This window comes from Pseudomonas sp. SWRI68, from assembly GCF_014269165.1.
Classification (GTDB): domain Bacteria; phylum Pseudomonadota; class Gammaproteobacteria; order Pseudomonadales; family Pseudomonadaceae; genus Aquipseudomonas; species Aquipseudomonas capeferrum.
Genome location: NZ_JABWRU010000014.1, coordinates 21,360 through 34,311 on the forward strand (window position 1 = coordinate 21,360; position 12,952 = coordinate 34,311).

General features: G+C 63.4%; 11 protein-coding genes. 6 read left to right on the top strand and 5 right to left on the bottom strand.

The window, feature by feature from the left end; all coding sequences use genetic code 11:
• Window positions 1–16 precede the first annotated feature (16 nt).
• Together HU770_RS18890 and HU770_RS18895 are read left to right on the top strand one after the other, a co-directional pair.
• Entirely contained in the window at window positions 17–469 is a 453-nt protein-coding gene (locus tag HU770_RS18890; protein WP_033697313.1) for an Lrp/AsnC family transcriptional regulator, read from the top strand.
• Between the two features lie 315 nt (window positions 470–784).
• On the top strand, window positions 785–2,197 hold the full coding sequence (locus HU770_RS18895) for a cytosine permease (protein ID WP_186664830.1): 1,413 nt from the start codon (window positions 785–787) through the stop codon (window positions 2,195–2,197).
• 83 nt (window positions 2,198–2,280) lie between these two features.
• Here HU770_RS18895 and HU770_RS18900 read toward each other — a convergent pair whose 3' ends face one another.
• A complete protein-coding gene (locus HU770_RS18900) occupies window positions 2,281–3,174 on the bottom strand; it encodes a LysR family transcriptional regulator (RefSeq protein WP_033697311.1) in 894 nt (297 codons plus the stop codon).
• Window positions 3,175–3,321: 147 nt separating this feature from the next.
• Between HU770_RS18900 and HU770_RS18905 the strand changes: the two genes are divergently transcribed.
• The 4 genes from HU770_RS18905 to HU770_RS18920 all read left to right on the top strand — a co-directional run bounded on the left by HU770_RS18905 (window position 3,322) and on the right by HU770_RS18920 (window position 8,478).
• Window positions 3,322–4,392: a 4-oxalomesaconate tautomerase gene (locus tag HU770_RS18905; protein ID WP_077068377.1), complete on the top strand. Its 1,071-nt coding sequence runs from the start codon at window positions 3,322–3,324 to the stop codon at window positions 4,390–4,392.
• A gap of 62 nt (window positions 4,393–4,454) precedes the next feature.
• On the top strand, window positions 4,455–5,771 hold the full coding sequence (dctA, locus tag HU770_RS18910) for a C4-dicarboxylate transporter DctA (protein ID WP_033697310.1): 1,317 nt from the start codon (window positions 4,455–4,457) through the stop codon (window positions 5,769–5,771).
• Between the two features lie 91 nt (window positions 5,772–5,862).
• On the top strand, window positions 5,863–7,188 hold the full coding sequence (locus HU770_RS18915; RefSeq protein ID WP_328286657.1) for a citrate:proton symporter: 1,326 nt from the start codon (window positions 5,863–5,865) through the stop codon (window positions 7,186–7,188).
• A gap of 36 nt (window positions 7,189–7,224) precedes the next feature.
• Complete coding sequence (locus HU770_RS18920; protein ID WP_186659433.1) at window positions 7,225–8,478, top strand: OprD family porin; 1,254 nt, start codon at window positions 7,225–7,227, stop codon at window positions 8,476–8,478.
• Window positions 8,479–8,506: 28 nt separating this feature from the next.
• Here the strand turns inward: HU770_RS18920 and HU770_RS18925 are convergent, their stop codons facing one another.
• The 4 genes from HU770_RS18925 to glnT all read right to left on the bottom strand — a co-directional run bounded on the left by HU770_RS18925 (window position 8,507) and on the right by glnT (window position 12,856).
• Complete coding sequence (locus HU770_RS18925) at window positions 8,507–9,832, bottom strand: FMN-binding glutamate synthase family protein (RefSeq protein ID WP_033697307.1); 1,326 nt, start codon at window positions 9,830–9,832, stop codon at window positions 8,507–8,509.
• 15 nt (window positions 9,833–9,847) lie between these two features.
• On the bottom strand, window positions 9,848–10,522 hold the full coding sequence (locus HU770_RS18930; RefSeq protein ID WP_186664833.1) for a protein glxC: 675 nt from the start codon (window positions 10,520–10,522) through the stop codon (window positions 9,848–9,850).
• Between the two features lie 27 nt (window positions 10,523–10,549).
• Window positions 10,550–11,455 carry a glutamine amidotransferase family protein gene (locus tag HU770_RS18935; RefSeq protein ID WP_156311414.1) on the bottom strand — a complete coding sequence of 302 codons (906 nt, stop codon included), beginning with the start codon at window positions 11,453–11,455 and terminating at the stop codon, window positions 10,550–10,552.
• A 66-nt stretch (window positions 11,456–11,521) separates the two neighbouring features.
• Complete coding sequence (gene glnT, locus HU770_RS18940; protein ID WP_186659429.1) at window positions 11,522–12,856, bottom strand: type III glutamate--ammonia ligase; 1,335 nt, start codon at window positions 12,854–12,856, stop codon at window positions 11,522–11,524.
• Window positions 12,857–12,952: the final 96 nt, after the last annotated feature.

A 12,952-nucleotide genomic window follows, 5' to 3' on the forward strand; every position in this document is an offset into this window, starting at 1 on the left:
TGGAAGATTCTTCTCAATGGACCGGACAGATCGAAAAATCCTTGCCGAGCTGCAAAAAGATGGGCGCCTGTCGGTGACCGAGTTGGCTGACCGCGTAGGGTTGAGCTTGTCGCCCTGCCATCGTCGCCTGAAGGCGCTGGAAGACGCCGGCGCCATTCTCGGGTACCACGCGCGCCTGGCACCGGCCGCGCTGGGGCTTAACTTTGCCGCGCTGGTGTTCGTCACCCTGCGCGAGGTGACGCGCCAGCCGGTGGCGGACTTCGAGGCGGCACTAGCCGAGATCCCCCAGATCGTCGAGGCGCAGCGGTTGTTCGGTGACCCGGATTACCTGCTGCACGTGGTGGCGAAGGACCTGCCAGCGTTTCAGAAGCTGTATGACGAGCACCTGACCAGCATTCCCAATGTGAAGCGGCTGAGTTCGACATTGGTGATGAAGGAAGTGATTCAGGATCGGCTGTTACCGATGTAGTGACAATTTCTGGTTTTCTACCGCCTGTTCACCTGCACTGGAAACGCGCACGCCGCACCACGCCGGCTCACCTGTGCTGTTTCCCGACAGCCTGCAGCCCCCAAGCTCAAGGCTTTCAGCGCGGTGGCCCGCTCCTTGCTCACACTCGTCCCTTAACCTTTTGTCAGCCTTAGGTTTTTTAAGGTTTATGGGCACATATTTACTAATTTCTCGTTATCCCGACTCCCCGCATCATCCCTCCAACAAGAACGCGTTGCCCTTCGCCGGCACGCCCCCGGGCAGTACCCCCTGCCCCACCTTGCCTTGGAGTCAGTCATGACCAGTGCAGCCAACACGGCACCCCTCATAGAAAAACACACGATCGGCTACGTGCCCCCGCAAGACCGCCATGGAAAGGTAAGGGATCTGTTCACATTGTGGTTCGGCGGCAACATCGCGCCGCTGCCCATCGTCACCGGCGCGCTGGGCGTGCAGTTGTTTCACCTGAACCTGGTGTGGGGCATCATCGCCATCCTGGTCGGCCACCTGGTCGGCGGGGTGTTGATGGCGCTGCACTCGGCCCAGGGCCCGCAGATGGGCATCCCGCAGATGATCCAGAGCCGCGCCCAGTTCGGCTCACTCGGCGCGCTGCTGGTGGTGGTGATCGCCGGGGTGATGTACATCGGCTTCTTCGCCTCCAACATCGTCCTGGCCGGCAAGTCGCTGCATGGTGTGGTCGAGGCCGTGCCGGTACCGGTGGGTATCGTCATCGGTGCGCTGGGGTCGGGCATCATCGGCATCATCGGCTACCGCTTCATCCACGTGCTCAACCGCATCGGCACCTGGGTGCTCGGCATCGGCATCGTGGTCGGCTTCGGCTACATCTTCAGCCATGTGCAAAGCGACGACTTCCTGACCCGCGGCGGCTTCAACCTGGCCGGCTGGCTGGCCACCGTGTCGCTGGCGGCGCTGTGGCAGATTGCCTTTGCCCCTTACGTGTCGGATTACTCGCGCTACCTGCCGGCTGACGTGAAGGTCTCATCGACCTTCTGGACCACGTACCTGGGCTCGGCCCTGGGTTCGAGCCTGTCGTTCATCTTCGGCGCCGTGGCGGTGCTGGCGATCCCGGCCGGCATGGACACCATGGACGCGGTCAAGCTCGCCACCGGCACCCTCGGCCCGATCATGCTGGTGCTGTTCCTGCTCAGCGTGATCAGCCACAACGCCCTCAACCTGTACGGCGCGGTGCTGTCGATCATCACCCTGATCCAGACCTTCGCCCACCGCTGGATCCCCACCGCCAAGAGCCGCGCGGTGCTGTCGCTGATCGTGCTGACGGCTTGCAGTGTGGTAGCCGTGTTCGCCTCGAAGGACTTCATCGGCCACTTCGTCGACATGGTGCTGGTGCTGCTGGTGGTGCTGGTGCCCTGGACCGCGATCAACCTGATCGACTTCTATGTGATCCACAAGGGCGACTACGACATCCAGTCGATCTTCAAGGTCGATGGCGGCATCTACGGGCGCTACAACCCCCAGGCGCTGATTGCCTATGCGGTGGGCATCGTGGTGCAGATCCCGTTCATGAACACGCCGCTGTACGTCGGGCCGATCTCCGAGCACATCAACGGCGCCGACCTGTCGTGGCTGGTCGGGCTGCTGGTCACCTCGCCGCTGTACGGGTGGCTGGCGAGCCGCGACAGTGCCTATCGTCGTCGGCAGACCAGTGCCAAGCTGGCGGTGGGCGTGTGATCGCCCGCTGAGCCAACCGGCATCACCTGCAGCCGGCCCGTGGCGACACGGGCCGGCTTGTTTCTGACCCCCGCACGGCGTTTCTAGCCGCCCCGCCATTTTTCCAGCAGGATCGACACGAACTTTTCTGCAGCCGGCGACAGCGAAGCCCCGCGCCGATAGACCAGGCCCAGAGTGCGCGTCACCTGTGGGTCGGTCAGGGGCACGCTGACCAGGGTCGGGTGGTCCGCTGCCGGCATGGCCAGGCTGGGCATCGCAGACACACCAAGCCCTGCCTCGACCATGCCGAGCGAAGTGGACAGGTGCTGCACCTCATAAAACCATTTGGGCCGTATGTTGAGCCCCGACAAGGCGTGGTCCAGCAGCATGCGGTTACCACTCAGGCGCCCCACGCCGATCAGGCGGTGGTCAGCCAGCTGCGTCCAAGTCACCGATTCGCGGCTTGCCAGTTCATGATCGCGGCGGCAGGCCAGCACGAAATGCTCGTTGACCAGCGGCACAAACTCGATGTCCGGGTGCTGGCCACTCATCATGTTGATGCCGAAATCGGCCTCGCCGCGCAAGACGGCTTCAAGGCCATCGTTGGCGCTGAGATCGAGCAGGCGGATGCGGATTTTCGGGTATTGCTCGTTGTACTGGCGAATCACGGTGGGCAGGAAGTAGAACGCCGCCGTCGGGATGCACGCCAGGGTGACTTGCCCAGTCTGGCGCTCGGCCAGTTCGCGAATACTCAGGATCGAGTCTTCGAAGTCATCGAGCAGGCGCCGCGCCTTGGGCAGGAAATCGCGGCCGACACTGGTCAGGCCAACCCGACGCGTGGTGCGTTCGAGTAAAGGCGTGCCCAGGCCCTCTTCCAGCTTCTTGATCCGCCGGCTGAGTGCTGGCTGGGAAAGGTGCAGGGCCTCTGCTGCTTCATGAAAGCTGCCGAGTTCGGCGATTTTCACGAAAGAACGGATATCTTGCAGCTCATATTCCACAAGTTTGACTCCACGTCATAGCGCCGGCAATTATTCAACTGGATGCATCAATCGCTACGATATTTGCATTGGATTGATTTATCAACGCCTGTCACTCTTTCTCTCAACACATCAATGATGCCAATTGATCAACGAGAGTCAGTAGTCATGCAACGAATCCCTTGTGTGCTCATGCGCGGCGGTACCTCCAAAGGCCCTTTCTTCCATGCCTGGGACCTGCCGGCCAATGTGGTGGAACGCGACGAAGTACTGATCAGCCTGATGGGGTCTGGCCATGAGCTGGAAATCGACGGCATCGGGGGTGGCAGCCCGCAAACCAGCAAGGTGGCGATCGTCAGCCCCTCGCTACACCCTGACGCCGACGTCGATTACCTGTTCGTGCAGGTCATGGTCGCCGAGCGACGCGTCGACACCGCGCCCAACTGCGGCAACATGTTGTGTGCGGTCGGCCCATTTGCCATCGAACAGGGGCTGGTGAAAGCCCAAGGCGACAAAACCCTGGTGCGCATTCGCAACCTCAATACCCAGACCTTCGTCACCTCGCTGGTGCAAACCCCTGGCGGCACCGTCAAGTACGAAGGCCGCACCGCTATCGACGGCGTACCCGGCACGGCCGCGCCGATCCACCTGACCTTCCTCGACGCGGTCGGCAGCAAGACTGGAAAACTGTTCCCCACCGGGCAGGCCCGCGATGTGTTCGATGGCACGGCCGTCACCTGCATCGACATGGCCATGCCGCTGATGATCATCGAAGCCAGCCAGCTGGGCCTGGCCGGTAACGAGCGCCCTGCCGCCCTGGATGCCGACAGCGCACTGCTCGAGCGCCTGGAAGCCCTGCGGTTGCAAGCGGGCCGGGCCATGGGCCTGGGTGATGTGCGTGGCATGGTGATCCCGAAACCGGTGGTGGTGTCGCCGCCAACCAGCGACGGCACGCTGCAGGTGCGCTACTTCATGCCGCACAACTGCCACCGTGCGCTGGCGATCACTGGCGCGATTGGCCTGGCCACGGCCTGCGTGACTCCCGGCACCGTGACCGCCCAACTGTTGGGCGAGCACGCCCTGCAACTGTCCGAAGTACGGCTGGAGCACCCCAGCGGCGTCATCGATGTGGCCTTGAGCCGCGATGGCGGCAAGCTGCAGGCGTCGGTGATCCGCACTGCCCGCCGGCTCTTTTCAGGTTACGTGTATGCCCCGACAATGCGCCGCCTTGCCAGCTAGCGCGTACTGCACATGTTCAACCCAAAGCGCATCCGCACAATTTCAACAATGGGTGATGCCTCATGAAACTCATCAAATCGTTGTACTTTCAGATCCTCTGCGCCGTGCTGCTGGGTGTACTGGTCGGCCACCTCTGGGCCGAGCAGGCCGTGGCGCTGAAGCCGCTGGGCGATGCCTTCATCAAGCTGATCAAGATGATGATCGCGCCCGTGGTGTTCTGCACCATCGTCACCGGCATTGCCGGCATGACCGACAAGCGCTCGCTGGGGCGCCTGATGAGCAAGACGCTGCTGCTGTTCCTGGTGCTGACGGTGATCAGCCTGGTAATCGGCCTGGTGGCCGTGCATGTGTTCCAGCCTGGCGTGGGCATGAACATCGACCCTGCCACGTTGAGCACGGCGGGCCTCAGCCAGTACACCGCGTCGGCGGCCAAGCTGGGCGTGGTCGACTTCTTCATGCACATCATCCCTGACACCTTCATGGGCGCTTTCAACAAAGGTGAAGTGCTACCGGTGCTGTTCATCGCGGTGCTGTCGGGGTTTGCCCTGTCGGCCATGGGCGAACATGGCCAGCCTGTGCTGAACGTGCTGGAGTCCGCCTCGCAGATGGTGTTCCGCATCTTCGGCTACCTGATGCGCTTTGCCCCGGTCGGTGCGTTCGGCGCGCTGGCCTTTACCGTGGGCCAGTACGGCATTACCTCGCTGGGCGCCTTGGCCAAGCTGGTGATGACCCTGTACATCGCCTGCGCGTTCTTTGTGCTGGTGGTACTGGGTGGCCTGTGCCGGCTGCACGGCTTCAGCTTGTGGAAGCTCTTGCGGTTCTTCCGCGAGGAGTTCCTGGTGGTACTCGGCACCTCGTCTACCGAGCCGGTATTGCCACGGATGCTGGAAAAGCTGCAGGCGCTGGGGTGCAGGAAGGGCGTGGTCGGGCTGGTGCTGCCCACGGGCTACTCCTTCAACCTCGATGGCACTGCGATCTACCTGTCGCTCGCCGCCGTGTTCATCGCGCAAGCGTGCAACATCGACCTGAGCCTGGGCCAGACGCTGACCATGCTGGCGATCATGCTGTTGTCGTCCAAAGGCGCCGCCGGTGTGACGGGCAGCGGTTTCGTGGCGCTCGCTTCGACGCTGACGGTGATCCACGATATCCCGCTGGCCGGCCTGGCGCTGCTGATCGGTATCGACCGCTTCATGTCAGAGGCACGCGCCCTCACCAGCCTGGCCAGCAACGCCGTGGCCACCGTGGTCATCTCGCTGTCCGAAGGTGCTTGCGACCGGCAGGTGCTCAGGCAAATGCTGGCAGACGGGAAAATGCCGTCAACCGCCGTCGCCGAGCCGAACGCCCCCTGGCCGGCCGCTGAGCCTACCCGCCAAAGCTGACCCCCGCTGCACCTACGTTAACCGCACCGCCCGGCAGGCATGACGCCGGGCGGCAAGACCGCCGTTTGCCTTGCGTTCGGCCACACTGACAATAACAACAAGAGAGAAAACCATGCTGGCATTGCTGGGTTTGACCATGGTGGTGGCATTCACCTACCTGATCATGAGCAAACGCTTGTCGCCTATCGTCGCCTTGACCTTGGTGCCGATCGTGTTCGCCGTGATCGGAGGCTTCGCGCCCGACCTTGGCAAAATGATGCTCGACGGCCTGAAAATGGTCGCACCCTCGGCAGCATTGCTGCTGTTCGCCATCTTGTTCTTCGGCCTGATGATCGATGCCGGCCTGTTCGACCCGCTGATCCGCATGATCCTCAAGCGTGTCAACGGCAACCCGGTAAAGATCGCCATCGGTACCGCCCTGCTCTCGCTGCTGGTGGCGCTGGACGGCGATGGCACCACCACCTACATGATCACCTGCGCAGCCATGCTGCCGCTGTACAAACGCATCGGCATGAACCCGATGATCCTCGCCACCGTAGCCATGCTGTCGCTGAGCATCATGAGTGGCTTGAGCCCTTGGGGCGGGCCGGCGACGCGGGCGATTGCGGCACTGGGCCTGGACGCGTCCGAGTACTTCATCCCCATGCTGCCGACCATGGTCGGCGGTGCCGCCTGGGTGGTGTTCACGGCATTTCTGCTGGGGCGCGCCGAGCGCAAGCGCATCGGCAACATCCAACTGCAAGCAGGCGGCGGCAACTGCTACATCAAGGCCATTCTGGAAGAGACCCCGCACAAGCGCCCACGGCTGGCCTACGTCAACCTGGTGCTGGTGGTGGCAGTGATGATCGCCCTGGTAGCCGGGGTGATGCACGCCGCGATTCTGTTCATGATTGGTTTTGTCGCCGCGCTGATGATCAACTACCCGCAACTGAATGTGCAGAAGGAGCGGATACTGGCGCACTCCGGCAATGCCATGACCGTCGTACTGCTGGTATTTGCCGCAGGCATCTTCGCGGGCATCTTCTCCGGCACCAAGATGGTCGATGCGCTGGCGCAGACCTTGGTCGACTGGATTCCGCCATCCTGGGGCCACTGGTTCCCGCTGGTGGTGGCCATTACCAGCATGCCGCTGACCTTCGTGCTCTCCAACGATGCCTATTACTTCGGTGTGGTGCCGATCCTGGCCAATGCCGCCGCAGCGTATGGCATCGACCCGGTAGAGATCGCCCGCGCCTCGGTGCTCGGCCAGCCGGTGCACCTGATGAGCCCGCTGGTGGCCTCGACCTTGTTGCTGGTAGGCATGGTCGACCGGGATATCGGCGACTTCCAGAAAGCCACGGTCAAGTGGGCCGTGCTCACCTCGCTGGTCATTACTGCCATTGCGCTGCTGACCGGAGCGCTGTCGTTCTTCGTCTGAATGCCCAACCCACAATAACAAGAGAGTATCCGGACCATGACCCAAGTCATTCTCCGCAGGGCTGCGTGCGGCCTGCTGTTTGCCCATGTGCCCCTGACCCACGCTGCTGGTTTCATCGAAGACAGCGCACTCAAGCTGCAATTGCGCAACGTGTACTTCAACGAGAACTTTCGCGACGAGCAAGGCCTCAGCGCACGTGCTGCTGCTACGGCAAAAAGTGAACGGGTGGAATGGGCGCAAGGGTTCTTGCTGGATTACGCATCCGGGTTCACACAAGGCACGCTAGGGGTAGGCCTGGATGCCATGGCGCTGGTGGGCGTCAGGCTGGACTCGGGCCGTGGGCGCAGCGGTACCGGCTTGTTGCCGGTGCATGACGATGGCCGCGCGGCCAATGAGTTTGCCAGTGCCGGGGTCACCGCCAAGGCCCGGCTGGGCAAGACCGTGATCAAGCACGGTACGTTGCTGCCCAAGACACCGGTATTGGTGTACAACGACGCGCGCCTGCTGCCGCAGACCTACCAGGGCACCCAGCTGGTCTCCAGCGATATTGACGGGTTGACCTTGACCGGTGGCCATCTGCAGCGTTTCAAGCAGCGCGATTCGTCCGACAGCACTGGCCTGTTCGCCGATGGCTACAGCGGCGATGCATCGGCGGATTTCAGCTATGCCGGTGCCGATTACGCAGTGAGCAAAACCCTGCGATTGAGCTACTTTCGCGGCGAGCTGAACAACTTCTACCGCCAGGACTTTGCCGGCATTGCCCATGAACTGCCGCTGGCAGGGGGCGTGCTGGCCAGTGATGTGCGTTACTTCAAGAGCCGCGACGATGGCGCAGCGCAGGGTGGCCCCATTGATAACGACATGCTCAGCGGCCAGCTCAGCTATGCCCACAGCGGCCACACCGTGGGTGCGGGTTATCAGGTGCTCGATGGGGTTGCCGGGCTGCCCTACATCAGCGGCGCCACCGTGTACTCGTTCAGCAACGTCGGTATCGGCAAGTTCATTGAAGAAGACGAGAAGACCTGGATGGTCAGTTACGCCTACAACTTCGCGGCAGCCGGTGTGCCTGGGCTGACCTTCATGAGCCGCTACCTGAGCGGTGACAACGACAAGGCAGGTGATGCCGGGGCACGTGAATGGGAGCGCGACAGCGAACTGGCCTACGTCGTGCAGGCGGGCACATTCAAGGGGCTGGGAGTGAAGCTGCGCAACTACGTCTACCGCGCTGATTATTCCCGGGGGCGGGACAGTAACCGGGTCTACCTGACCTATGACATCGCGCTCTGGTAGGGGCCGCTTTGCGGCCCCAATTACGGCATTAATACTGCGTCTGCCCTGGCACCCAGGCAGTGCCCGCCAGCGGCACCCGTGCCATCGCCGCCGCCTCCACAGTCAACGCCACCAGGTCCTCCGGGTCGAGATTATGCAGGTGCGACTTGCCACAGGCGCGGGCCATGGTCTGCGCCTCAAGCACCAGCACGCGCAGGTAGTTGGCCAGCCGCCGGCCGGCCTCCTCCGGGTTCAGGCGCTTGGCCAGTTCCGGGTCCTGGGTGGTGATGCCCGCCGGGTCACGGCCGTTCTGCCAGTCATCGTAAAAACCAGCCGCAGAGCCGATCGCCTTCAACTGCTCATCCAGCCGCGGGTGGTTGTCACCCAGGGCGATCAGCGCGGCGGTGCCGATGGCCACGGCGTCAGCCCCCAGGGCCATGGCCTTGGCCACGTCGGCACCGTTGCGGATACCACCCGAGACGATCAGTTGCACCTTGCGGTGCATGCCCATCTCCTGCAGCGCCTGCACCGCCTGCGGGATGGCCGGCAAGATGGGAATGCCGACATGCTCGATGAACACCTCCTGGGTCGCGGCGGTACCGCCCTGCATGCCGTCGAGCACGATCACGTCGGCGCCGGCCTTCACCGCCAGCTTGACGTCGTAGTACGGGCGGCTGGCGCCGATTTTCACGTAGATGGGTTTCTCCCAGTCTGTGATCTCGCGCAGCTCGGCAATCTTGATCGCCAGGTCGTCCGGGCCGGTCCAGTCTGGGTGGCGGCAGGCGCTGCGCTGGTCTACGCCGATCGGCAAGGTGCGCATGCCGGCCACCCGCTCGGTAACCTTCATGCCCAGCAACATGCCGCCGCCGCCCGGTTTGGCGCCCTGGCCGAGGACGATCTCGATGGCATCGGCCTTGCGCAGGTCGTCGGGGTTCATGCCATAGCGCGACGGCAGGTACTGGTACACCAGGTGCTGCGACTGGCCACGCTCTTCCGGGGTCATGCCGCCGTCGCCGGTGGTGGTACTGGTACCTGCGATGGTCGCACCCCGGCCCAATGCTTCCTTGGCATTGGCCGACAGCGCGCCGAAGCTCATGCCGGCAATGGTCACCGGGATCTTCAGGTGGATCGGCTTCTTGGCAAAACGGTTGCCGAGCACCACATCGGTGCCGCACTTTTCGCGGTAGCCTTCGAGCGGGTAGCGCGACACGCTGGCGCCCAGCAGCAGCAAGTCGTCGAAGTGCGGCACACGGCGCTTGGTGCCGCCGCCGCGGATGTCGTAGATGCCGGTTTCGGCGGCACGCTGGATTTCCTGGATGGTCAGGCGATCGAAGGTGGCCGATTCACGCAGTACCGGGGGGAATTGTTCGCTCATGGGTAGGCTCCTGGATCAGTACGCGCTGGCGTTGTCGACTTTGAAGTTGTACAGCTGACGGGCCGAGCCGTAGCGTTTGAAATCGGCGGCCTTGTGTTCCAGGCCTGCCTCGTTGAGCAACGCCTGCAGCTCTTGCAAGTGCTCGGCACGCATCTCTTTTTCGATGCAGTCCGAGCCTAGCGACTGCACCGAGCCTTTGACGTAGATGCGCACCTCGTACAGTGAGTCGCCCAGCGCATCGCCGGCATCGCCGCATACCACCAGGCGCCCGGCCTGGCCCATGAAGCAGCTCATGTGGCCGATGCTGCCGCCGACCACGATGTCCACACCCTTCATCGAAATGCCGCAGCGTGCCCCGGCATCGCCCTCGATCACCAAGAGCCCGCCGTGGGCCGTGGCGCCGGCTGCCTGCGAGGCACTGCCCTTGACCCGCACCGAGCCGGACATCATGTTCTCGGCCACCCCCACGCCGACGTTGCCGTGCACGGTGACGCTGGCCTGTTGATTCATGCCGGCGCAGTAGTAGCCGGCGTGGCCGTCGATATCCACCGACACCGGCTGGTTGATGCCCACGGCCAGGTTGTGCTTGCCGTCCGGGCGGTTGACCCGCCATTCGCGGTCCTGCACGTCGCCATGCAGGGCCTGGTTGAGTTCGCGCACCGAGGCGCTGGAAAGGTCGATCGTTTTCATGAGGTGCTCCAGTGAGTCGGTGACAGGTCAGGCGCTTTCGCGCTCCCAGACGTACAAGGTGGCCGGTGCTGGTTCCCAGACCTTGGCGTTTTCAATGCCCGGCAGGCTGGCCAGGGCCTGGTACTCGGAGGCCATGGCCACGTAGTCGTCGGTTTCGGCGAGCACCGCCGGCTTGCAGGCAATCGGATCGCGGATCACGGCAAAGCCGTTGCGGGTGCCGATGGCGAAGGTAAAGAAGCCGTCCAGGTCTTGCAGGGCGCCATCCAGGGCCTGTGCCAGGCTGTCGCCTTGCTGCAGGCGCCAGGCCAGGTAGCCAGCCGCCACTTCGGTGTCGTTGTCGGTCTCGAAGCTAATGCCTTCGCGTTTCAGCTCCTGGCGCAGGCGGAAGTGGTTGGACAGCGAGCCGTTGTGCACCAGGCACAGGTCGGCGCCGGTGGAAAACGGATGGCTGCCTTCCAGGGTCACTGCACTTTCAGTGGCCATGCGGGTGTGGCCGATGATGTGGCTGCCTTGCATGCCGGCCAGGCCGAAGCGGCTAGAGATCTCGGCCGGCAGGCCCATGCCCTTGAGGATTTCGATGCTCTGCCCGGCGCTCATGATGCGCACGTCGGCGGCCAGTTCGGCCAAGGCTGCACGGGCGGCCGCTTCGCACGTGTGCACCTTGAGCACGGCGGCGCTGGCGTTCTGGAACCAGTCCAGCGAGCAGCCCAGGCGCCCTTCCAGTTGCCCCATCAGCGCCGCCCACGGATAGTCCACAGCGCTCGCCTGCAAGGTCAGCTTGACCCAGCCATCGGCCACTTCATCGCCATAGATGGCAAAGCCGGCGCTGTCCGGGCCACGGTCGGTCATGGCCTGCAGCATGGGTTCGAAGAGTTTGCCGAGCTGGGCTTCCAGCGCCGGCTTTTTCAGGTACAGGCCTACGATTCCACACATGGTGTTGCTCCTTACTGGGCAGTGGGCGACCGCTGTCTTGCTGGCCGCGCCAAGGATGGGGGGCGGTCAGAAGAACTCGGTGTAGCGCTGGATTTCCCAGTCGGAGACGTGGCGGCAATACTCCACCCACTCCATGCGCTTGAGCTTGATGAACTCGTCGACGATCTCGGCGCCGAGTACCTCGCGGAACAGCGGGTCGGCCTCCAGCGCGTCGGCGGCTTCCTTGAGCGACTGCGGCAAGGTCTTGATGCCGCGTGCGGCGATTTCTTCCAGGCTCAGGTTGTAGAGGTTCTCGTTGCACATCTGGCCAGGGTCCAGTTCACGGTCGATACCATCCAGGCCGGCGGCGATGATCGCGGCGGTGACCAGGTAGGGGTTGCAGCCGGCATCCGGCAGGCGAAACTCCAGGCGGCCATAGGGGATGCGCACCATCGCCGAGCGGTTGTTGGCGCCATAGGCCACGAAGGCTGGCGCCCAGGTAGCACCGGACAACGAGCGGCCGACCACCAGGCGTTTGTACGAATTGACCGTGGGCGCGGCGAACGCGCACAGCGCCGGGCCATGGGCAAGCAAGCCCGCAGCAAAGTGGTAGGCCAGCTTGGACAGGCCCATGCCGCTGCTGTCGGAGGGGTCATGAAACAGGTTCTTGTGTGTGCTGCTGGCCAGCGACAGGTGGAAGTGCATGCCATTGCCGGCACGCTTGGGGTCGGGCTTGGGCATGAACGAGCAGATCATCCCCAGGTCGTTGGCGATTTCGCCGGCCGCCATGCGGAAGAAGGTGAAGCGGTCGGCCGACTCCATGGCATCGCTGTAGGTGTAGTTGATCTCGAACTGGCCGTTGGCGTCCTCGTGGTCGATCTGATAGATGTCGAAGCCCACCGGCTGCAGGGCTTCGGTCAGGCGTTCGAGGAACAGCCGCGAGCGCGACAGGCCCTTGTAGTCGTAGCACGGCTTGTCGAGGTTGTCGGAGGCATCCACCACCTGCAGCTTGCCGGCTTCGTCCCGGCGGAACAGGCTGAATTCAGGCTCAAGCCCGGTGTTCAGCGTCCAGCCCTTGTCGGCCAGGCGCTGCACCTGCTGCTGCAACACATAGCGGCTGTCGTAGGGCCAAGGCTTACCGTTGACGTGGCCGACGCATACCACCCGGCCATAACCAGGCTGCCAGGGCACCGGGATCAGCGTGGCCAGATCGCCACGGGCCATGAAGTCCGGGCCGTGCGGCTCCATGCCCATGCCGCAGATGGCGAACCCGGCGAAACCGGCGCCCTCCTCGGCCACCATCTTCAGGCCCGAGATCGGCACCGATTTGGTCTTCGCCGAGCCATGGATATCGACGAACTGCGCCAGCACGTACTTGATGCCGTGCTGGTCGAGCGTGCGCTGGGTTTCTGCTGGCAACATGGGTTGAACACTCCGGGTAAGGGGCGGCATGTAATTCCGCATGGGAAACTTACTTTCATCACAGGAATGCAATGTGCTTGCCAACTTACCGAGTGC